Below are 20,980 nucleotides of genomic sequence, written 5' to 3'. Positions count from 1 at the left end.
GGGGCCTCAGCGGGCGCCGAGCAGGTGCTCGACGGCGAGCTGGTTGAGCCGGACGAAGGCGAAGCCCCGCTCGGCCACCGCGTCGACGTCGACGTCCTCGAACGCGGACCGGTCGGCCAGGAACTCCTCGTAGCCCTCGCCGTCGTTGAGGGTCGGCGTGTTCAGGTCGCCGACCTTGCTGGCGGCGAGCGCCTCGACCACCTCGGGGTCGGCGCGGAACGCCGCGGCCCGCTCCTTGAGCAGCAGGTACGTGCTCATGTTGGCCGCCGCTGAGGCCCAGACACCGTCCATGTCCTCGGTGCGGGAGGGCTTGTAGTCGAAGTGGCGCGGCCCGTCGTAGGCCGGCCCGCCGTTGGGGCCGCCGTTCTCCAGGAGGTCCACCAGGGCGAACGCGTTCATCAGGTCACCGTGGCCGAAGACCAGGTCCTGGTCGTACTTGATGCCACGCTGGCCGTTGAGGTCCAGGTGGAACAGCTTGCCCTGCCAGAGCGCCTGGGCGATGCCGTGGGCGTAGTTGAGCCCGGCCATCTGCTCGTGGCCGACCTCGGGGTTGAGGCCGACCAGCTCCGGGTGGGCCAGCTGGGAGATGAAGCCGAGCGCGTGCCCGATGGTCGGCAGCAGGATGTCGCCGCGCGGCTCGTTGGGCTTGGGCTCCAAGGCGAACCGCAGGTTGTAGCCCTTGTCGATGGAGTACTGGGTGAGCAGGTCCACCGCCTCGCGGTAGCGGTCCAGGGCGGCGCGGACGTCCTTGGCGAGGTCGTACTCGGAGCCCTCGCGGCCACCCCACATGACGAACGTGCCGGCACCCAGCTCGGCGGCCAGGTCGACCTGACGCAGCACCTTGCGCAGCGCGTACCGGCGGACGTCGCGGTCGTTGCTGGTGAAGCCGCCGTCCTTGAAGATCGGGTGGGTGAAGAGGTTGGTGGTGACCATGGGCACCACGAGGCCGGTCTCGTCGAGGGCCTTGCGGAACCGGGCGATGTGCTGGTCCCGGGTCGCGGCGTCGACGCCGAACGGGATCAGGTCGTCGTCGTGGAAGGTGATGCCGTACGCGCCCAGCTCGGCGAGCCGGTGCACCGCCTCGACCGCGTCGAGCTCGGGACGGGTCGCGTCACCGAACGGGTCGCGGGCCTGCCAGCCCACGGTCCAGAGCCCGAAGGAGAACTTGTCGGCGGGGGTGGGACGGGGTGCCATGAGCATCCTCCGGGGTGGTGTTGTCCGCTATTTGTTCAGCGATTGAATTATTTGCTCAGCCTATGGCACTGTCAAGGGGTGAGCCTCACCCACGCCCCGGCCGGCGCAGTCCGTCAGGGCAGTCTGCGCGAGCTCAACCTCGCCCTGGTCCTGGGCCGGATCGCCGCGGCCGACCGACCACCGTCCCGGGCCGACCTGGCGACCGCGACCGGCCTGACCCGAGCCACGGTGTCCGCGGTGGTCGAGGACCTGCTCGCCGGGCAGTTGGTCAGCGAGTCGGAGCCGGCCCCCCGCGCCGGCGCCGGCCGCCCGGCCCGCGGTCTCGTGCTGGCCGACCAGGGGCCGGCGGGGCTCGGCCTGGAGGTCAACGTCGACTACCTGGCGGTCTGCGTGGTGGACCTCGCCGGACAGGTCCGGCACCGCACCGTGCACCGGGCCGACCTGCGCCCGGTGGCCCCGGCGGACGCCCTCGCCCAGCTTGTCGAGATAGCCGGGACAGCCCGCGACGTCGCCGCCAGCGAGGGCCTCACCCTGGTCGGGGCCGCGCTCGCGGTGCCCGGCCTGGTGGACGACGACGGGCTGGTCCGGCTCGCGCCGAACCTGGGCTGGCGCGACGTGCCGGTGCCCGCGCTGCTCGCCGCGCACCCTCCGCTCGTCGAGCAGGTGCCCGGCGTCCCGGCGCTGGTGGTCGACAACGAGGCCAACCTCGCGGCCCTCGGCGAGCTGCACTCCCGGCCACCCGGCCCGGCCAGCTTCCTGCACATCTCCGGGGAGGTGGGCATCGGTGCCGGAATCGTGCTCGACGGCGCCCTGTTCCGCGGCGTTCGCGGCTGGAGCGGTGAGATCGGGCATCTCCCGGTGCACCCCGAGGGCCGTCCGTGCCGCTGCGGCGGACAGGGCTGCCTGGAGCAGTACGCCGGCCAGGAGGCGATCGTGACCGCCGCCGGGCTGGCCCGGACGGAACTCCCCGCCGACACCGCGACAGCGCGGCTGGCCGAGCTGGCCGAGGCCGGTGACCCGGACGCGCTACGGGCGCTGCACGACGCCGGGACGGCGCTCGGTGTCGCGGTGGCCGGTGTCGTCAACCTGCTCGACCTGGACACCGTGGTGCTCGGTGGCGGGTACGCGGCGCTGGCACCCTGGCTGTGCCCGCCGGTGCTCGCCGAGATCGCCAGTCGGGTGCTCACCGCCGCCTGGTCGCCGGTCACGGTCCGGCCGTCGCGGCTCGGCGCGGAGGCCGCCGCCGTGGGCGCCGCCGGCTCGGTGGCCCGCCGGATCGTCGCCCAGCCCGCCGGCTGGCTGAGCCGTTCCGGCTGAACGCTGCTCGACGGGCTCGCCGAGACCCGGGTGACCTGCTGCTCGCGGGTGATCAGGCGGTCCGCGCCACCGGCGGTCCGCCGGCCGGCCGGTCCCGGTTGCCGCCGATCGACCGTTCCGGGTCACCCGACGGGTCCGCCCAGGCCGCGCGGGTCTGCCGGTCCTGGTCGATCGACACGTCTCCCGAGTGCCCAGCGGGCCGGTCCGGGTCGTGCGGCAAGTACCCCGGATCCGTCGGGTCACCCGACGGATCGGTGATCTGCGGCTGCTGCTGGCGAGCGACCTTGTCGAACTCCCGCATCCCGTCGAGCAGCGCGTCGCGGCCGGCGGGGCTCATCCCGGCCAGTACGGCGGCGAGCTGCGCCCGACGGTCGGCCCGAAGCTCGGCGAGGAGCCGACGGCCCTCCGGAGTGAGGTGCAGCGAGATCTCCCGCCGGTCGAAGCGGCCCGGCTCACGCTCCAGCATGCCGGCGGCGACCAGCCGGTCGCAGAGGCGGCTGGCGGAGCTGAGCAGCATGTCGAGCCGGGTGGCCAACCGGCGAAGGTTGATCCCGTCGTGCTGCTCCACCACCATCACCGCCCGTAGCTGGGCGCCGGACACCCGGCCGGTGGTCCCCTCCCGGGCGGATTCCCAGATGCCGAGCAGGGCTGCGGCCGCCACGTCCAGCGCGGCAGCCATACTCGTCTCGGGGTCCGTCCGACGGTGCAGTTCAGCCATGGTGGCCCGAGACTACTCCGAACCCACTGGTGATCGAGCTTTGCGCGAGGGAGCAACGATGAGCGAACCGGTCAGTCAGGCACGGCGTGCCCTGAATGAGACACCGGCGGACCGGCTCGTCGGCGGTGTCGGAGAGGTGCTCACCCGGTCGTACGGAATCACCGACGTCGAGCTGTACCAGGTCGACTACCGACTCGCGGAGCTACTGCCGCTCACCGAGGGTGACCCGATCACGGATCCCGGGCATCCCGCCTGGCGTACCTTCGACCACCAGTCGCCGATACTGACCGACGGCACCGCCTGGTTCCCGGTGACCATGCGTGGCGAGCGTCGAGGGGTGCTGTGCCTCGCGCCCGTCCCGGACGACCGGTTGGTCCTCGCCGAGCTGGCCGACATCGCCACCGCGCTCGCCCACGAGGTGGCGGCGGTCTCCGCCGGCACCGACGTCTACCAGGCGGCGCGGCGGACCCAGCGCCTCACCCTGGCCGCCGAGATGCAGTGGGACCTGCTTCCCGGCCGCAGCCGGATCCGTCCCTCGTTCAGCCTGGCCGGGCAGTTGGAGCCGGCGTACGCGGTGCGTGGCGACAGCTTCGACTGGTCCGACGACGGGCAACGACTCTGGTTGTCCACGATCAACGGCACCGGTGAGGGTGTCGCCGCCTCCCTGCTCACCTCGTTGGCCACCCACGCGCTGCGCAACGCGCGTCGCGCCGGGCTGAGCCTGGCCGACCAGGCCGCCCTCGCCGACCGGGCCCTCTACGACCTGTACGGGGGCGAGCAGCACCTCTCCGCGTTGCTGATGGAGCTGGACCTGCGGTCCGGGATGATGACGGTGGTCGACGCCGGATCACCCCGGCTGGTCCTGCTGCGCGACGGGGAGGTCACCGAGCAGCCCCTGGAGGCGCAGTTCCCACTCGGCATGTTCGAGGAGACCGACTACCACGAGCAGAAGTTCCCGCTGGAGCGCGGCGACCGGGTCTTCGTGGTCAGCGACGGGGTGGTGGAGGCCACCGGGCAGCACGTGCGCTACGGCGAGACGGCACTGGACCGGTTCCTGCGGCGGACCGGGCCGATGGAGCCACTGGACGCCGTCCGGTCCCTGATCGGTGACCTGCGCGCCTTCGTGGCCGGTGACCTGGTCGACGACGCGGTGGTCGTCTGCCTGGACTGGACCGGCCCGCAACCGTGACCGGCGGTCGTCAGTACGCTCCGCGGCCGTTCAGGACCGCACCGAAGGTCTTCCAGAGGATGGTGAGGTCGGCGGCGAGGGACCAGTTCTCCACGTAGTAGAGATCGAGCCGGATGCCGTCCTCCCAGCTCAGGTCGGAGCGACCGCTGACCTGCCACAGCCCGGTCATGCCGGGCTTGACCAGCAGCCGCCGGGCCACGTCGCCGTCGTAGCGGGCCACCTCCGAGGGCAGCGGCGGCCGGGGGCCGACCATGCTCATCTGACCCAACAACACGTTCACCAGTTGCGGCAGTTCGTCCAGCGACCACTTGCGCAGCAACCGGCCGACACGGGTGACCCGGGGGTCCTGGCGCATCTTGAACATCAGGCCGTCGGTCTCGTTGCGCGCGGTCAGCTCGGCGAGCAGCGTGTCGGCGTTCACCACCATGGTGCGGAACTTGAACACGCCGAACTCCTGCCCGCCCCGCCCGACGCGGACCTGCCGGAAGAGCACCGGGCCCCGGCTGTCCAGTTTGATGGCCAGGGCGATGCCCGCGATCAGCGGCATCAACAGCGCCAACGCGAGCGACGAGGCCGAGCGGTCGACGAGGCCCTTCACCAGCTTGCGCGCACCCCGGAACTCCGGTGCCTCGACGTGGATCAGCGGCAGGCCGGCAACCGGGCGGGTGTGGATCCGCGGGCCGGCGACGTCGGTCAGCGCGGGTGCCACGACCAGGTCGATGCCAGTGCCCTCCAACTGCCAGCCGAGGCGGCGCAGCCGGGTCGCGGTCAGCTCACCGGAGGCGGTGACCGCGACCGTGTCCGCGCCGATCGCGGTGGCCGCCTCCGGGATGCCTCGGAACGACCCCACCACGGGTACGTCGCCCAGTCGCTGCGCCACCGGCGCGAGCAGCGCGTCCGGAATGCACGCGCCGACCACCTGGTAGCCGGCGTACGGCTCGCGGCGCAGCGTGTGCACCAACTCCAACACGTGGGCGGTGTCGCCGACCACCAGCACCCGACGGGACCAGCCGGCACCCATCGAGCGTGCGCGGTGCAGGCGCTTACGGGCGGCGAACCGCGCCACCTCCAGCCCGACGGTGCCCACCGCGAAGGAGATGCCGAGGAAGCCCCGCGACACGCCGAGATCGGTGATGTAGCCGATGATGGCTATCGCGCCGGCCAGGCGCAGGCTCGCGGAGCTGACCCGCCGGTACTCGTCCGCCCCGTAGCCGATCACCCGGTCGTCGTAGCAGCCGAGCGCCTTGAGCGAGATCAGCCAGGCCAGCACCAACCCGGGGGTCACCAGCACGTACGGGACCTCGGAGCCGGTCGGCTCGCCGTCACCGAATCGGGTGACGTAACCGATGAACAGCGCGACGATGAGCACGGTGGTGTCCAGGACCACCATGACCCGGACGTAGGACCGCTCGTCGGCGCGCGCCACCAGCCCGGCGCGATTGTCGTTCGGCTCCGCCGACGTGGCGGGGGTCAACAGTGTCGCCGCGGTCACCGGCCCTCCCACTCTGCTCAGGATGGCCCCGGCCAATGGGTCGGACCGGAGGCGGACCGACCATGCCGGAACAGTCGACATCCTGCCTCGATAACTATGACTACCGATTGCTTCGGACGTATTGCCGTCACTTTTCTTCAACCTGGCGGCCAAAAAGGGCCTGCCTACCGGGGATCCGGTAGGCAGGCCCTCGACCTCGGTGCGTCAGCTCAGCGCGGTGCCGGCGGGCGACGCGCGATGGCGCTGAGGAAGATGCTGCCGATCTCACTCGGATCCTTGGTGACGAAGACGTCGCCACCGGTCACCTTGGTGATCGACTCGAGCTCGGCCTTGCTGACGCCCTCGCCGATGCCGATCATGATGACCTGGACCGGCCGGTCCGGATCGGCGACCTGCTTGAGCTTGGCGAGCAACTGCTGCTGGTTGAGGCCGTTGTCGTCGTCGTTCTTGCCGTCGGTGAACAGCACGATCGAGTTGACCCGGCCGGGTTGCCAGTTTTCCTGCACCGCCTGGTACGCGGCCAACATGGTGTCGTAGAGGCCGGTGTCGCCGTCGGAGGGTTTGATGCCGCCGAGCGCGCCCTCCAACTGGGCACGTTGGCCAGAGAGCGGGCCGATGCCGACCAACTCCCGGTAGTCCCGGTTGCCGACCAGCTTGGTGGAGAAGGTCCACAGGCCGATCGACCAGGAGTCGTCGAAGAGGCCGAGTCCGCGAAGGGCCGCGTCGACGGTGACCTCCTCCCGGCTCCGGTTGTTGGCGGACGGCACCGGGTCCTTCATCGAGCCGGAGACGTCGATGACGGCAAGCATCCGGCCGGGCTGGGTGGCGATCGACCAACTCGAGACGACCCGCTGGATCGCGGCCGGGTCCAGACCACCCGCGGCGGTGCCGCCGTTCGCCGGCGCGGTCGGCGCGCCGCCGGACGGGCTCGGGGCACCCTGCGGGGCCGTGAAGCCGTCACCCCAGTTGCCGTCCGGCGAGCGCAGCGACTGGGCCGCGAGCCGGTTACGGAAGGAGGGGCTGGTGAGCAGCTCGAACAGCACCCGGGCCGCCGAGGCCTTGCTCGGCTCGATGCCGGGCAGCACCGCGTACGGGTAGTCCAGCGGCATCGGCGCCGGCTCCATGTAGAGCGCGGCGAGCGGCACCGGTGGCTTCTTGCTGTTGAAGGCGATCACGTCCTCTTCGGACAACGCCGCCGCGCCGAGACCGCTCGCGATGGTCGTCGCGTCGTTCGAGGTCGGGAACCGGGCCAGCAGGTCGTTGCGCAGCGAGGATCGACCGGTGGCCAGTGCGCGAAGCGCGCCGACGGTGCTGCGCTGGGCGTCCTCGCCCGCGCCGTTGGCGGCGGCGGTCAGCGAGAGCAGGCCGGACAGGCCGGCCGCGTCGCGGGTCGGCTCAACGATCCCGGTGTGCAGCGGTGTGCTGGTGTTGTTCATCTGCTTGAGCAGATCGGTCCAGTTGAACTTCTTGTCCGGCCAGCCCAGCCGGAGGGCGATCGGCTCGGGCATCGCGACGACGATGGGGCTGCGCGCGATGGACGCGCCGTTGGTCGGCGCGAACGCGGTCGCGTCCTTCTTCAACCGCAACAGCCAGGTCGAGGAGTCCGGCACCCAGACGTCCGGGCTGACGGCGGTGCCGCTGGCCTGCCCCACACCGGCGAGGACCGCACCGTGTTTGGCCGCCACCACGGCCGCCACGTCGACCGGGTCGGACGCGGAGACGTCGACCTTGATGCAGGTGGGACCCACCGCGGCGCCGTCCTGGACCCACTGGGACGCGGCGGCGTCCACCGCGGGTGCGAGCTCGGAGGCGACCGCCACCGCGAGTCGGATCTCTCCCGAGCAGTTGGACTGGATCAACTCCCGATAGCCGAACCACGCGCCGGTCGTGACGACGAGTACCGCCGCCATCGCGGCGGCGGCTGCTAGGTGGAGTTTCGAACGCATGCGATGGCGGCCTGCTGACACGGTGACCATCTTGCGTACAAGGTGCCGTCTCTGCCACATCCGTTCGGCCTAAAGTTACGGAGGAGAAACAGTTGATCACCATTTAGCAACAGAGCGTGACGTAGTGGCCCCGAGGTGTTGTCGAATCAGCGCCGGCTGCACGTCCCTGTGGCGGCCCTCACGGCAGCACACACGTCGGGCTCGGCACCGGCACCGGCTCTCCGATCGCCTCCGGAACGCCGGTCTCGACGTCGCGCCGGAAGACCCGCACCATGTCGGCCCGTTCGTCGGCGACGTAGAGGTGCTCACCGATCAGCGCGAAGTGCCGGGGCCACTCACCACCGGTGTCCACTTCGGCCACCAATTCCGGCAATTCCCCAGCCAGGGCGAACGCCGACAGGGTCCCCACCCCCCGGTTGGCGACGTAGAGAAACCGTCCGTCCGGGCTGACCGCGACCTCCGAGGGCTGCACGTGACCGGGCCGCTCGCTCACCTCGACCCGACCCCGCTTGTGCAACGCGCCGTCGTCGGTCAGCTCGTACGCGGTGACGGAGGCGTCCAGCTCACCGACGACGTAGCAACGCCGTCCGTCCGGGTGGCGGGCCAGGTGCCGGGGTCCGGTGCCCGGCGTCGTGCGGGTGCGGGGCGCACGGGGCACCAGTCGACCGCTCGCCGCGTCCAGGTCGTACCGGTAGACCGAGTCAGTGCCGAGATCCACCGCGAGCAGTGGCCCCTGGCCCGGCCCCGGCGAGACCATGTGGGCGTGCGCGTGGTCCTGCCGCTCCGGGTCGGGGCCGTGCCCCTCGTGCACCACCAGGTCGGTCCGCTCGCCGGGCACCCCCTGCGGGTCGAGCGCGATGACCGCCACGCTGCCGCTGCCGTAGTTGGCCGCCACCAGGTGGCCGCCGTCGGGCACCACCGCCAGGTGGCAGGGCTCGGCCCCGCCTGTCGACCGGCTGCCCAGCGGATCCAGCGCGCCGTCCGGCCCGACCCGCCAGGCGCTGATCTCCCCGGCCGCCAGCTCGTTCACCGCGTAGAGCACCGGCTCGGTGGGGTGTCGCGCCAGGAAGGAGGGGGACGGGGTGACCGCCACCGTGCCGAGCGGGGTCAGCGCCCCGGTCGTCGGGTCACGGCGCGCGGCGATGATCCCGCTGCCCCGCCCACCGCTCTGCGCGGTGTAACCCCCGATGTGGACGACCTCACCCTGAGCACTCACGTTCCACTCCTCCGCCGGCGACCTCCGCTGATCCAACCAGAGGCTGCCCGCATCGACCGCCGGTTAACCGGCTTTGCCGGCCGGATCTCAGGCCGTCGGCACCGGCTCCCCTCGCTGCCGGGCGACATGTTCGACCAGAGAGATCAACACCATCTTTCCGGACTGCCGGTCGCGGGCGTCGCAGAGCACCATCGGCACGTCCGGGTCCAGGTCGAGTGCCCGACGTACGGTCTCCAGGTTGAATTTGCGGGAGTCGTCGAAGCAGTTCACGCCGACCACGAACGGGATGCCACGCTGCTCGAAGTAGTCGATGGACGGGAAACAGTCGGCCAGCCGACGGGTGTCGGCGAGCACGACCGCGCCGAGCGCGCCGAAGGCCAACTCGTCCCACAGGAACCAGAACCGATCCTGGCCCGGGGTGCCGAACAGGTAGACCTGCAGGTCGTCGTTGATGGTGATCCGGCCGAAGTCCATCGCCACCGTGGTGGTCGACTTGCCCTCCACTCCGGAGACGTCGTCGGTGCCGATCCCGGCGCCGGTCAACACCTCCTCGGTCTGCAACGGGCGCACCTCGCTCAGGGCACTGACCAGTGTCGTCTTGCCAGCTCCGAAGCCGCCCGCGATGAGGATCTTCAGTGCCAGCGGGATGGTGGCGCTGGTGCCCGTATGGTCATAGCGCACGGAGTCCACTGACCACCGCCTTGAGGATGTCGTCGTCGGGAAGTTTTCCGGCGGCCGGCGGCTCCTGCACCGCGACCAGGCCCTCGGCCAGGAGATCACCGAGTAGTACCCGGACCACACCGACCGCGAGGTCCAGTTCGGCTGCCAACTCGGCCACCGACACCGGCCGGAGGGCCAACGCGATCAGCCGTCGATGCTCCGGGAGCAGGTGTGGATGGCCGGCGTCGTCGACGTCCGACTCCGCAAGCACGATCGCGACCAGGTCGAAGCCGTCGCCGGCGGAGCGGACCCGGCCTTTGGTGAGGGTGTACGGGCGCACCACCGGGCCGGCCTCGCCGTCCAGCCACTCGTGTTGCGGCCCGGGCGGCTCAGCCCGCATCACCGTCTCCCGCCGACGATCGGGCCGGTGCGGCGAGGCTCTCCCCCACCCGGATGACAAGCATCGCCATCTCGTACGCGACCAAACCGATGTCCGCGGCGGCGTCGCTCACCACCGCCAGGCACGCGCCCTGCCCGGCGGCGGTGACGAAGAGGTACGCCGACTCCATCTCCACCACCGTCTGCCGGACCGGGCCGCCGTCCACGTGCCGGCTGGCGCCCCGCGCCAGGCTGGAGAAGCCCGCGGCGAGCGCACACAGATGCTCCGCGTCGGAGCGCTCCAACTCGGCCGAGCAGCCGAGCAGGAGACCGTCGGCGGACAGCACCACCGCCTCCCGGGCCGCCGGCACCCGTTGCACCAACTCGTCGAGCAACCAGTCCAGGCCGGCGCTCTGCTTCGTCGAATGCCGCACTAGGCGTCCCTCTCAGTCGCGGTCGGGGGTTCGGGGGGTGTCACCGGGCCGGTCGGGGTGGCCGGACCGGTTGGCGCTGCCGGGGTGGTGACGGTGGCGCGTCCACGCGCCGTGCCGGCCTGCAGGGCCGCCATCACCCGGCGCACCTCCTCGGGAGACCGGGGCGCCGGGGTTTCGGTGACTGTCGACCGGGGTTGGCCGGCGGCGGGGGTACGACGTCGCACCCGGCGGGGCAGACCGTCCAGCTCGTCGTCCGCCGCCGACCCCGCGTCGCCCGGCCCGCCGGCCGCAGTCGGTGCGCCGGTGGGTGGGGCGGACGGTGCGGCGTCGGCGCGCGGCGCGGTGGGTGGGCGGGTGCGGGGCACGGCACCCCGACGAGCCGTACGGGCCAGCCGCCGGGCCGGGTCGGCCGACGCGGCGGGAAGCGTGGCGGGGTCGGGGCCGGCCGGCGGCTCGGCGGTGACCAGGTCGGCGGGGATCAGCACCACCGCGCTCACCCCGCCCTGCTCGGAGGGACGCAACCGCACCTGTACGCCGTGCCGGGCCGCCAGCCGGGCCACGACGAACAGGCCGAGCCGAGCGCTCTGCGCCGGGTCGAACTCGGGGGAGCTGGCCAGCCGGGTGTTGGCGGTCCCCAGGGCCGCGGCGGACATGCCCAGCCCCTGGTCGGTGATCTCCAGGGCGTACCCGTTGGCCACCTGTTCCCCGGTGACGGTGACCCGGGTGTCCGGCGGGGAGAAGGCGGTGGCGTTCTCGACCAGCTCGGCGAGCAGGTGGATGACGTCGCCGACCGCCCGGCCCAGCACGCCGACGGGCTGCGCGGCGGTGATGTCCACCCGGTGGTACGCCTCGACCTCGGAGATCGCGCCGCGGATCAGGTCGACCATCGCGACCGGGTTTCGCCAACCCCGGCCGGGCGCGGAGCCGGCAAGAATGACCAGGTCCTCGGCGTGCCGCCGGAGCCGGGTCGCCAGGTGGTCGACCTGGAAGAGCTCGGCCAGCTCGTCCGGATCCTCGGCGCGGCGCTCCATCCGGTCCAGCAGGTGCAACTGACGGTGCACCAGGCTCTGACTCCGGCGGGCGATGTTGAGGAAGACCTCGTTGAGTCCACGACGCAGGGCTACCTCGTCCACGGCCGCCTGGACGGCGGTGCGCTGCACCTCGGTGAAGGCGCGGCCGACCTCGCCGATCTCGTCGTGGCCGTACTCCAGTGGCGGTGCCTCCCGGGCGACGTCGACCTGCTCGCCTCGGCGCAACCGGGCCACCACGTCCGGGAGGCGGTGCTCGGCCAACTCCAGCGCGGCGGTGCGGACGCCGCTGAGGCGATGCACCAGCGTGCGGCCGAGCCGCAGCGCCACCAGCACCGAGACCACCACGGCGACGAGCCCGAGCACACCGGCGGCGGCGAGCCGCGCCAGGATGCGTACCGCCATCGGCACGGAGCGGTCGGTGAGACCGTCGGCCTCGGCCAGCTCGAAGTCGCGCAACTGCTGCTGCACCGCGTCATGGCTGGTCTGCCAGGCCGCCGCGTCGACCGGCGGTCGGCCGGACCGGTTGGCCGCGAGCAGCGCGTCCTGCATCGTGCGCAGCCGGGTGAACGCCTCGCCCTCGGTCAATCGTTGGTACGCGACCCGCCCGGCCTCGGGTAGGTCGGCCACAGCGCTCTCGGTGAGCCACCGTTGGTTGCCGATGGCCTGCACGAGTTGGGTGTGCTCCCCCTCGGCGAACCGTCCGGCGCTCAGCGCGCCGGTCAGGAGTGCGTCGCTCTGGCCGAGCAACTCCCGGGAGCGGCCCAACGCGGTGAGCGCCAGTGCCTGCCGGTTGAGGTCCGGGTCGTTGAGGGTCGCCATCGCGGAGAACGCCTGGAAAGCCGCGGAGACCATGCCGCTGTACAGGCCGATCGCACCGCTGCGGTCCAGACCGCGGTCGTCGATGAACTGCCGGCCGGCCGGCAGCGCCGCCAGGGCGGTGACCAGGTGGTCGATCCGGGCCTCCAGCGGATCGTCCGCGGCGTCGCGCAGGGCTTCCCCGTCGACGCGGCGGCGCAGCTCGGCGATGGCCCGGTCGGTGCGGGCCCGCTGCTCGGCCAGGACGGGCAGCCGGGTGGTGCCCGCGAGTTGCACCACCGAAAGTCGGCGCTCCCGTTGCAGCTCGGTGACCACGACCTCGCCGGGGCGACCCAGGTCGTACAGCAGGGTGCGGGCGGAGAGCAGGTCCAGGGCGGGACCGAAGGTCAGCGTGGTCGCGAAGATCCACAGCGCCAGGAGCGCGGTCACCGGCACGACGACCAACGCGGTCAGCTTCGAGCGGATCGGCCAGTCGCGGGTTCTCATCAGACCTCGCCCGTACAGGGGTGGCAGGAGGGGTGCCGGCACCGCCGGGCAACGCGTCGGCCGGCTGCGCGCCCGGCGTGACGCCGGACCCCGGCGCGGGCGCCTTGGGCAGGATACGTAATCGGGGGCCGTTGCACTACTGCCCGTCGCGCCGACATCGACGCCCCGAGATGTCTGGTGGGGCCACCGCGGATCCGCACCCGGTCGACCTGGGCAGGCGTGTTTTCTGGACCTGGTCAGGTCTGGACAGGTCGACGGGCCGCGGCGCTGGACAGCACTTTCCCCGCTGCCGGACCCAAGCCGGCCAGAAAGTACCCCGGATCGGGATTGGCGAACAGTGCGCGGAGGGAATACCAGGTGACGAAGGAGGAGCCCATGTCGCCCACGCAGGTAATCGTCATCGTGCTCGTCGTGCTCGTGGTCGTCGCGGTGCTGGCCGTGGCCGTCCGGTCGCTCGGACGCCGTCGCGCGCTACGCGACCGGTTCGGGCCGGAGTACGACCGGGTGGTGGAGGAGCAGGACAGCCGATCCGCCGCCGAGCGCGAACTGCGCGACCGGGAACGCCGGCACGCCGAGCTCACGCTCACCCCGCTCAGCCCGGAGTCCCGGGCCCGCTACAGCGCCGCCTGGGAGGAACTCCAGGTGCGCTTCATCGACTCACCCGGCGAAACGGTTGGCGACGCCGACACTCTGGTCACCCGGCTCATCGAGGAGCAGGGTTACCCGACCGGGGACTTCTCCGACCAGATCGCCCATCTCTCCGTCGAGCACGCTCGCACACTCACCAACTATCGCGACGCGCACGACATCCACCTGCGCAACTCCCGGGGCGAGGCCAGCACCGAGGAGCTGCGGCAGGCGGTCGTGCACTACCGGTCACTCTTCGCCGATCTGCTCGGTGAGGAGCCGGTCGGCCACCGTACGCCCGAACAGCGCAACCACCCGGACCACGACTCCACGAGCCGCTGAGGAGGCTACCGATGCGCCAGGAAGAGCAGCAGGTGAGCAACGACCACCCGGAGGCCGTCCGGTCCGCGCCCGTCCCGGTACCGCCCAGCGGCGACCGGGCCGGCCGCTCGGACGTCCCCGAGGACGCCCTGGACGACCGGGGCACCTTTGACGACCAGACCACCCCGAACGAGCGGGACGCCTCGAACGAGTGGACCGCTCCCGACGAGCACGCCGACGACACCGACCCGCGCCACCGGCGGGACGACCGCTCCACCGACGAGGGCGGTTTCCACGAGCCGGGGCCACTGCCCACAGCGTTCGGCGCCACCACGGTGGCCGACGCGGTGGCGGCCTCGGCACTCGCGAGCCCCAACCCGCAGGATCAGCCGGACGCCCGGGCCGAGCGGACGGCCCAGCCGGGCGACGGCGCCGAGGACGGCGAGCGTGAGGGCCTGCGGGCCGACCCCACGGCCGAGTTGCACCGCCGGGACGCCGCCCCGGGCACCGACCCGGACGCGGTGGCCGTCGGCTACGGCAGCGCCGCGCCGGAGATGGTCGATCCGGACGCGGACGGCGAGCCCGTCGACACCGAGGGCGACGGCACGTCGTTGGGGGCCGCCGGGACGTCACGGCCCGCCGGGTCGACCGTCGCGGCCGAGCCGGCGACCCTCCTGGACACCGACACCGCCCAGGGCTTCCGGGACCGCTGGCGGGACGTGCAGCTGCGTTTCGTCGATGATCCGCACGCGGCCGCCGGCGAGGCGCAGTCGCTGGTGGAAGAGGCCATCCAGGCTCTCTCGTCGGCGCTGGCCGCTCAGAAGAACACGTTGGGCGGGTGGCAGGACGCCGGCTCGGCCGACACCGAGCAACTGCGGATGGCGGTGCGCAACTACCGGGACTTCCTGGACCGCGTACTGGGTCGCTGAACGACGCACCACCGAGGGGCGCTCCGGCCGGTCGGCCGGGGCGTCCCTCGCCCTGTGCGATGGGTACGCCTCGCCGTCGACGAGCCGGTCGGCAGGCGCGCGACATCCCCAATCCGCCCGAACCTCACCCAACCTGCGTCGAGGCGTGAAAACGTCCGGACGGGGTAATAGGGCGCGCGCACCAACCAGCGCAGACGTCGGGACGAGGGGTGACGGGATGGACGGCGACGGTCTTCGGCTCAACATGAACGGCCTGGACTACCTGATTCTGGCGCTGTACTTCGTCACCGTCCTCGGGGTCGGCATCGCCGCGCGCCGGGCGATCCGGACCAGCGTCGACTTCTTCCTCTCCGGCCGGTCCCTGCCGGCCTGGGTGACCGGGCTCGCCTTCGTCTCGGCGAACCTGGGCGCGCTGGAGATCATCGGTATGGCCGCGAACGGCGCCCAGTACGGCGTCATGACGGTCCACTACTACTGGATCGGCGCGGTGCCGGCGATGGTCTTCCTCGGCATCGTGATGATGCCCTTCTACTACGGCTCCAAGGTCCGCAGCGTGCCCGAGTACCTGCGGCTGCGGTTCAACCGCCCCACTCACCTGCTCAACGCGCTCAGCTTCGCCGTGGCCCAGGTGCTCATCGCCGGCGTGAACCTCTACGCGCTGGCCCTGGTGATGCAGGCACTGCTCGGCTGGCCGCTCTGGACCGCGATCGTGGTCGGCGCGGCGATCGTCCTGGCGTACATCACCATCGGTGGTCTGACCGGCGCGATCTACAACGAGGTGCTTCAGTTCTTCGTCATCCTGGCGGGCCTCATCCCGGTCACCGTGATCGGCCTGGTCAAGGTCGGCGGGGTGAACGGCCTGATGGACGCGGTACGCGACTCCAAGCTCGGCGAGGCGGGCCTGCACGCCTGGCAGGACACGGGCAGCACCGCCAACCCGCTGGGCGCGCAGTGGATCGGCATCGTCTTCGGCCTGGGTTTCGTGTTGTCCTTCGGCTACTGGACGACGAACTTCGCCGAGGTGCAGCGGGCGCTGTCCGCGAAGAACATGAGCGCCGCCCGGCGTACGCCGATCATCGCCGCGTACCCGAAGCTGTTCATCCCCCTGGTCACGATCATCCCCGGCCTGGTGGCCCTGGTGACGGTGAAGGGCCTGGGCGCGGAGAGCGGCGACCTGCAGTACAACAACGCGATCCCGCTGCTGATGCGCGACCTGCTCCCCAACGGCGTGCTCGGCGTCGCGGTCACCGGCCTGCTGGCCTCGTTCATGGCCGGTATGGCGGCCAACGTGAGCGGTTTCAACACCGTCTTCACCTACGACATCTGGCAGGCGTACATCCGTCGGGACCGGCCGGACGACTACTACGTACGGGTCGGTCGGTGGGCGACGGTCGCCGCCGTGGTTGTCGGCATCGGCACGGCGTTCATCGCGGCCGGGTTCAGCAACATCATGAACTACATCCAGGCGCTCTTCTCCGTCTTCAACGCGCCACTGTTCGCCACCTTCATCATCGGCATGTTCTGGAAGCGGATGACCGCCCTCGCCGGCTTCTGGTCGCTGCTGCTGGGCACCCTGGTGTCGCTGAGCCTCTACCTGCTCTACAAGGGCGGCGTGATCGACTTCAACTCCGACCTGGAAGAGAGCTTCTGGGGCGCCGGTCTCGCATTCGTCACGGCGGTGGTGGTCGCCGCGATCATCACCCCGCTCACCGCGCCGAAGCGCGACGAGGAGCTGCGCGGCCTGGTCTACGGCATGGGCGGCGTCGACCTCAAGGGTGACGTGCTCGCCGGGGACGCCGTCTGGTACCGCTCGCCGGTGCTGCTCGGTCTGGTCGCGGTCGCGCTGGCCGCCCTCTTCTACATCCCGGTCTTCTAGGAAAGGGGAGTCGGCAGATGAGCAACGACGGCCAGCCGGCACAGGACCCGCTGATCGACGAGTCGCAGGAGGAGCAGCGCCGCTCCGCCGCCGCCCGCCTGTTCGACATCCGTCGGGTGATCGGTGGCCTCTTCGTGGCGTACGGGGTGATCGTGACGTTGATCGGCATCTTCGACAGCGCCGCCGAGATCGACAAGGCCCAGGGTGTCCGGATCAACCTGTGGGCCGGGTTGGTGATGCTCGTCTTCGGCCTGCTCATGTTGCTCTGGCAGTGGCGGCGCCCGGCGGAGCCGCCGGCCGCCAACGAGAAGCAGCCCAGCACCTGACGGCTGCTCCGTCGGCCCGAGCGAGACCCGTCGGGCTGAGCCCGACCCGTCGGCCTGAGCCCGACCCGTTGGCCTGAGCCCGACCCGTTGGCCTGAGCCCGACCCGTTGGCCTGAGCCCGACCCTTCGGCATGAGCCCGGCACGAGGGGGTACGCCAGGGGCAGCAGGCAACGTGTCGGACACAGGAGGCACCACCATGACCGATCGCGATCGGCAACCGCCGTTGGAGGACAGCCCGGAGGTCGCCTCGGCGGTGGACGACGACGCCACCGTCCCGCAGTTTCGGACCGGCGGCGGCCCCGACCGGGACACTCCCGGGTTCGCCGAGCCTCGCAGCCGGCCGGACGACCTCGCACCGGACACCGACGAGCTGATCGGCGACCCGTACGGCGCCGGCACCGGGGCGACCGGGACGGGCACCGGGGCTGGCGGCGACAACATCCGCACCGGCGCGGAGCAGCCCTGGGAGCCGGAGGACCTGGTGATGGCCCGCGGGCAGGACCTCACCCCGGAGAACCTGGACAAGGCCCGACGCGATCTGGCTGAGCAGGGTAGGGCGGCCATCGAGCGCACCGTGCCCTGATCGGACACGAAGGGGGGTCCCCGACCCGACCTTGACGGTCGGGCCGGGGACCCGGGGGACCTGCCGCCGGCAGTGCCTCACCTACTGCCGGCGGCGGGTGGTTTCGGTCGCGATCCGGTCAGAGCGCCGGGTACGCGTTGCGCATGAGCTCCTGGAACTGCGCGGAGAACCACGCACCGGAGATCGGTGCGTCGCCCAGTGCCCCGGACGGGTTGTTGCCGTTGCGGGCGTTACCGCCGTACGTCGGGTCGCACATCCGGTCGAAGCCCTTGCCCTCGTTGTTCGGGATCTCCTTGCTGGAGCCGTCCGACTCACCCGGCGGCTTCACCCAGACGTACGCGTCGATGCCCGCCGCCGGGTTCGCCCGGGGCCGCTCACCGAGACCGGCGCCAGCCTGGTTGCACCAGTTGCCGAGGTGGGCCCGGCGGTCGATGCGACCACCGTTGACGTAGGCGTCCACGCTGGTCATCGGGCCCGGCCCGGTGGGCCGCGCGGAGCCGCCCCAACCGTTGCGGGACGTGTCGATCAGCATGCCGATGTTCGAGTTGAAGCCGACCGAGACCAGCTGGTTGCGGAACGCCTGGGCGAACGACAGCTCGTCGACGTAGAAGTTCCAGTCGACCCACTTGGACTGCCGCACCGTCTGACCGTTGACGTTGTCGGTGACCTTGAAGTTCGGCTCCTGCAGCGCCGAGTAGTTCGCGGTGTTGGTGATGAACCCGTGCACGTTGTTGACAGTGCTGCCCGAGGCGACCGCGGCGGTCTTCAGGATGTTGGAGGTCGGGACAAAGTTGGAGTCCCAGCCGAGCCAGCCGTGGTGGCCGGCGTCGATGTAGTTGTAGACGTTGCCGAGGGAACCCAGCTTGGCCAGCGCGTAGCCGACACCGTTGACGTACGCGCCATTGGCCTTGACCGTGTCGCACATGACCGTGCCGCCGGGCTGACCGGAAGTGTTCGTCACGATGTTCGGCAGCGAGTCGATCTCGATGATGTTGATGATCCGCAGGTTGCGGTACTTCGACTCACCCTGGATCGCGGCGATCGGGTCGATGTACTCGGCCTTGTACTTGGGCAGCTCCTCCGGGCCCAGCTCACCGTTGGAGGAGAGCGCGGAGCAGTCCCGGCCGGGCAGGTTGTAGATGACGAACTGGATGTAGCCAGCGCCCTGGCGCAGCGCCTCGTCCAGGTGGTCACGCACGCCGAAGGCACCGTTGGAGCTGCTGTCCGGGGTGCCGTTGATCGCGGCGATCCGGTCCAGCCAGACGGCGGTGGGGTTGTTGGAGACCCGGCTTCCGCCCGGCTCGGCGTCCGCCTTGGCCTTCCACTCCGGGTTCACGTAACCCGGCACCCCGACGTACGGGTTGTCCACCTTCTGCCCCGGCGGCGTGCTGGTCGGGGGCGCGCTGGTCGGCGGCGCGCTGGTGGGCGGTGCGCTGGTGGGCGGTGCGCTGGTCGGCGGCGTGGACGTCGGCGGCACGCTGGTCGGCGGCGCGGAGGTCGGGGTGACACCGCCGTTGCAGACCACGCCGTTGAGGGTGAACGAGGTCGGCTTCGGGTTGCTGCCGCTCCAGGCGCCGTTGAAGCCGATGTTCGCCGAAGCGCCGGCGGCCAGGGTGCCGTTGTAGGACATGCTCCGGGCGGTCACCTGGCTGCCGGACTGACTGAACGTGGCCGACCAACCCTGCTGCACCCGCTGGCTGGAGTTGGGGAAGGTCCAACCCAGCGTCCAGCCGTTGACCGGGTCACCGAGGTTCTTGATGGTGATGCTCGCGGTGAAGCCGCCGGACCAGTCGTTCGTCGTGTAGCCGATCTCGCACTGCGTCGCGGCCTGCGCCGCCGTAACCGGAATCGTTACCAACCCACCGGCGACCAGGGCACCCGCGCCGGCGAGCGCGAGCGCCCGGCGTTGGCCGGACAGCCTTCTCCACATATTCATGCCACTGATCTCCTTGGGCGAGACCGGGCCCACGTACGGCCCGGCGGGACGGCCCGGTGGGCGTCCTGCACGGACGGCCGCCGGCGCCAACGGGATTTTTCGGGGACGCCCGACCCGGACGGGCGATGGTGGTGGTGGTGGTGCATGACCGGCACGGTGGCCGGTCGATTGGCGGCGGGATGTCGCCCCGGCGAACCGGGTGCCCTCGACTGCCTGCCTGCGCGGCGTGGCTCCCCGAACCGCGTGTGCCGATTCTTGCATGGGAGCGCTTCCATGGCAATGGCTCGATGCGTCGCGGGCCGGCGGGGCTCGCCTGCGGAGCCGTTTCGGACGATACCCCCGAGTTCGCCCGAGCGGCACGTCCGAGACGCCGCCGGCGCTACTGGATGGCCGGATTGGGTCCGGCACGACGGATACCGAACGCCGTGGACCGCCCGCAAGGCGGCGCGGTGCCGGAGATGACGCGACGCATCCCGAAAGCCGCGTAGCACCCCTTCACCCCTTGCCGGACCAAAGGTCAAAACGCGAATCTTTCACTTCATAAGTCATGAAACGGTCTAACGTCGGTCTTAGCTCGGTTGTCGCCGGGCTCAGGACAACAGGGATGGAGTGACGCAGGTCATGGCTAAGAAGATGCTCGGGAAGGTCGTTGCGGGCGCCGCGCTCGGCGGCGCGTCGCTCCTGGTGTTCGCACCGGGGATCGCCTACGCCAACGGCCACGACGACGGCAGGGACCAGGACGGCAAGGTCTACGCCAAGCCGCACGTCGTCAAGGCCGGCGAAGAGATCAAGCTCCTCGAGATCTGCCCGGATCGGCAGGAGCACGCGTTCGTGTGGTCCAAGGTCACCGGCAAGGTCAAGCTCGAGCCGGCCAAGGAAGACCGGGGCGAGGACCGCGAGTGGGGCGAGGAGGAGGACTCCTACGACCACGAGAACGGCAAGGACGACGAGGGCAAGGACGAGAACGGCAAGGACGACAAGGGCAAGGACGAGAACGGCAAGGACGAGAACGGCAAGGACCACGAGGGCAAGGACGAGAACGGCAAGGACGAGAACGGCAAGGACCACGAGGGCAAGGACGAGAACGGCAAGGACGACAAGGGCAAGGACGACAAGGACAAGTCGCAGCCCGGCGGCCAGGGTGGCGGCGCTGCCGCCGACGCCTACGAGGACGAGGGCAGCAAGGACTGGAAGGGCGAGGAGCACGGCCAGGACGCGGACGACAGCCGCGAGGAGAAGGACTGGAGCTCCAAGGACGAAGACAAGAAGGACTGGGAGTCCAAGGACGAGCACGGCTCCGACAAGAGCTACGACTCCAAGGACGAGCACAGCTCCGACAAGGACTGGGAGTCCAAGGACGAGCACGGCTCCGACAAGAGCTGGGACTCCAAGGACGAGGACGAGTACAGCTCCGACAAGAGCTGGGACTCCAAGGACGAGGACGAGTACAGCTCCGACAAGAGCTGGGACTCCAAGGACGAGGACGAGTACAGCTCCGACAAGAG

General features: G+C 71.0%; 18 protein-coding genes. 8 read left to right on the top strand and 10 right to left on the bottom strand.

The window, feature by feature from the left end; genetic code table 11:
* Positions 1–6: 6 nt before the first annotated feature.
* The gene (gene xylA / locus ACFYPM_RS28175) at positions 7–1,194 is read right to left on the bottom strand and encodes a xylose isomerase (protein WP_387203098.1); all 1,188 of its coding nucleotides are present in this window, start codon (positions 1,192–1,194) and stop codon (positions 7–9) included.
* 78 nt (positions 1,195–1,272) lie between these two features.
* Between xylA and ACFYPM_RS28170 the strand changes: the two genes are divergently transcribed.
* Entirely contained in the window at positions 1,273–2,511 is a 1,239-nt protein-coding gene (locus ACFYPM_RS28170; RefSeq protein ID WP_387203095.1) for an ROK family protein, read from the top strand.
* Positions 2,512–2,563: 52 nt separating this feature from the next.
* On the opposite strand, the gene ACFYPM_RS28165 is transcribed toward ACFYPM_RS28170, so the two are convergent.
* Complete coding sequence (locus ACFYPM_RS28165; protein WP_387203092.1) at positions 2,564–3,229, bottom strand: MarR family winged helix-turn-helix transcriptional regulator; 666 nt, start codon at positions 3,227–3,229, stop codon at positions 2,564–2,566.
* A 58-nt stretch (positions 3,230–3,287) separates the two neighbouring features.
* On the opposite strand from ACFYPM_RS28165, the gene ACFYPM_RS28160 reads away from it, so the two are divergent.
* A complete protein-coding gene (locus ACFYPM_RS28160; RefSeq protein ID WP_387203089.1) occupies positions 3,288–4,418 on the top strand; it encodes a PP2C family protein-serine/threonine phosphatase in 1,131 nt (376 codons plus the stop codon).
* 10 nt (positions 4,419–4,428) lie between these two features.
* On the opposite strand, the gene ACFYPM_RS28155 is transcribed toward ACFYPM_RS28160, so the two are convergent.
* From ACFYPM_RS28155 to ACFYPM_RS28125, 7 genes are all read right to left on the bottom strand, one after another.
* Positions 4,429–5,910, bottom strand: a complete 1,482-nt coding sequence (locus ACFYPM_RS28155) for a sugar transferase (protein WP_387203086.1) — start codon at positions 5,908–5,910, stop codon at positions 4,429–4,431.
* A 209-nt stretch (positions 5,911–6,119) separates the two neighbouring features.
* Positions 6,120–7,877 carry a substrate-binding domain-containing protein gene (locus ACFYPM_RS28150; protein WP_387203083.1) on the bottom strand — a complete coding sequence of 586 codons (1,758 nt, stop codon included), beginning with the start codon at positions 7,875–7,877 and terminating at the stop codon, positions 6,120–6,122.
* Positions 7,878–8,034: 157 nt separating this feature from the next.
* Positions 8,035–9,072 (bottom strand): lactonase family protein, encoded by a 1,038-nt coding sequence (locus tag ACFYPM_RS28145; RefSeq protein ID WP_387203080.1) that lies wholly within the window; start codon positions 9,070–9,072, stop codon positions 8,035–8,037.
* 87 nt (positions 9,073–9,159) lie between these two features.
* Positions 9,160–9,762 (bottom strand): ATP/GTP-binding protein, encoded by a 603-nt coding sequence (locus ACFYPM_RS28140; RefSeq protein ID WP_387203077.1) that lies wholly within the window; start codon positions 9,760–9,762, stop codon positions 9,160–9,162.
* Positions 9,743–10,132: a DUF742 domain-containing protein gene (locus tag ACFYPM_RS28135; RefSeq protein WP_387203074.1), complete on the bottom strand. Its 390-nt coding sequence runs from the start codon at positions 10,130–10,132 to the stop codon at positions 9,743–9,745. Before ACFYPM_RS28135 ends, ACFYPM_RS28140 begins: the two co-directional genes overlap by 20 nt.
* The gene (locus tag ACFYPM_RS28130) at positions 10,122–10,544 is read right to left on the bottom strand and encodes a roadblock/LC7 domain-containing protein (RefSeq protein ID WP_357246228.1); all 423 of its coding nucleotides are present in this window, start codon (positions 10,542–10,544) and stop codon (positions 10,122–10,124) included. The genes ACFYPM_RS28135 and ACFYPM_RS28130 overlap by 11 nt, the downstream gene beginning before the upstream one ends.
* Positions 10,544–12,877, bottom strand: coding sequence for a nitrate- and nitrite sensing domain-containing protein (locus ACFYPM_RS28125; RefSeq protein ID WP_387203070.1), 2,334 nt, complete (start codon positions 12,875–12,877; stop codon positions 10,544–10,546). Before ACFYPM_RS28125 ends, ACFYPM_RS28130 begins: the two co-directional genes overlap by 1 nt.
* A gap of 375 nt (positions 12,878–13,252) precedes the next feature.
* Here ACFYPM_RS28125 and ACFYPM_RS28120 point away from each other — a divergent pair, with 375 nt between their 5' ends.
* The 5 genes from ACFYPM_RS28120 (at position 13,253) to ACFYPM_RS28100 (ending at position 17,539) form a co-directional block, all read left to right on the top strand.
* Positions 13,253–13,846: a hypothetical protein gene (locus ACFYPM_RS28120; protein ID WP_387203067.1), complete on the top strand. Its 594-nt coding sequence runs from the start codon at positions 13,253–13,255 to the stop codon at positions 13,844–13,846.
* An 11-nt stretch (positions 13,847–13,857) separates the two neighbouring features.
* On the top strand, positions 13,858–14,754 hold the full coding sequence (locus ACFYPM_RS28115; protein WP_387203064.1) for a hypothetical protein: 897 nt from the start codon (positions 13,858–13,860) through the stop codon (positions 14,752–14,754).
* Between the two features lie 217 nt (positions 14,755–14,971).
* Complete coding sequence (locus ACFYPM_RS28110) at positions 14,972–16,630, top strand: sodium:solute symporter family protein (RefSeq protein WP_387203061.1); 1,659 nt, start codon at positions 14,972–14,974, stop codon at positions 16,628–16,630.
* Positions 16,631–16,647: 17 nt separating this feature from the next.
* A complete protein-coding gene (locus ACFYPM_RS28105; protein ID WP_387203058.1) occupies positions 16,648–16,956 on the top strand; it encodes a hypothetical protein in 309 nt (102 codons plus the stop codon).
* Positions 16,957–17,152: 196 nt separating this feature from the next.
* Positions 17,153–17,539, top strand: a complete 387-nt coding sequence (locus tag ACFYPM_RS28100; RefSeq protein ID WP_357246242.1) for a hypothetical protein — start codon at positions 17,153–17,155, stop codon at positions 17,537–17,539.
* Positions 17,540–17,657: 118 nt separating this feature from the next.
* Here the strand turns inward: ACFYPM_RS28100 and ACFYPM_RS28095 are convergent, their stop codons facing one another.
* A complete protein-coding gene (locus ACFYPM_RS28095) occupies positions 17,658–19,475 on the bottom strand; it encodes a glycoside hydrolase family 6 protein (protein ID WP_387203055.1) in 1,818 nt (605 codons plus the stop codon).
* 621 nt (positions 19,476–20,096) lie between these two features.
* Between ACFYPM_RS28095 and ACFYPM_RS28090 the strand changes: the two genes are divergently transcribed.
* Positions 20,097–20,980 (top strand): hypothetical protein (locus ACFYPM_RS28090; RefSeq protein WP_387203052.1); only part of this gene is annotated, 884 nt, incomplete at its 3' end.

It is taken from the genome of Micromonospora sp. NPDC005203 (assembly GCF_042872705.1).
GTDB lineage: Bacteria > Actinomycetota > Actinomycetes > Mycobacteriales > Micromonosporaceae > Micromonospora.
The sequence above is the reverse complement of the archived record's forward strand: the minus strand, read 5'-3'. Positions and strand labels throughout refer to the sequence as shown.

Excerpts from the sequence above, each read along its gene's own strand:
- ACFYPM_RS28135 (WP_387203074.1), bottom strand. The coding sequence starts at position 10,132 with ATGCGGGCTGAGCCGCCCGGGCCGCAACACGAGTGGCTGGACGGCGAG.
- ACFYPM_RS28115 (WP_387203064.1), top strand. The coding sequence starts at position 13,858 with ATGCGCCAGGAAGAGCAGCAGGTGAGCAACGACCACCCGGAGGCCGTC.
- ACFYPM_RS28100 (WP_357246242.1), top strand. The coding sequence starts at position 17,153 with ATGACCGATCGCGATCGGCAACCGCCGTTGGAGGACAGCCCGGAGGTC.
- ACFYPM_RS28125 (WP_387203070.1), bottom strand. The coding sequence starts at position 12,877 with ATGAGAACCCGCGACTGGCCGATCCGCTCGAAGCTGACCGCGTTGGTC.
- ACFYPM_RS28160 (WP_387203089.1), top strand. The coding sequence starts at position 3,288 with ATGAGCGAACCGGTCAGTCAGGCACGGCGTGCCCTGAATGAGACACCG.
- ACFYPM_RS28110 (WP_387203061.1), top strand. The coding sequence starts at position 14,972 with ATGGACGGCGACGGTCTTCGGCTCAACATGAACGGCCTGGACTACCTG.
- xylA (WP_387203098.1), bottom strand. The coding sequence starts at position 1,194 with ATGGCACCCCGTCCCACCCCCGCCGACAAGTTCTCCTTCGGGCTCTGG.
- ACFYPM_RS28165 (WP_387203092.1), bottom strand. The coding sequence starts at position 3,229 with ATGGCTGAACTGCACCGTCGGACGGACCCCGAGACGAGTATGGCTGCC.
- ACFYPM_RS28120 (WP_387203067.1), top strand. The coding sequence starts at position 13,253 with ATGTCGCCCACGCAGGTAATCGTCATCGTGCTCGTCGTGCTCGTGGTC.
- ACFYPM_RS28105 (WP_387203058.1), top strand. The coding sequence starts at position 16,648 with ATGAGCAACGACGGCCAGCCGGCACAGGACCCGCTGATCGACGAGTCG.
- ACFYPM_RS28095 (WP_387203055.1), bottom strand. The coding sequence starts at position 19,475 with ATGAATATGTGGAGAAGGCTGTCCGGCCAACGCCGGGCGCTCGCGCTC.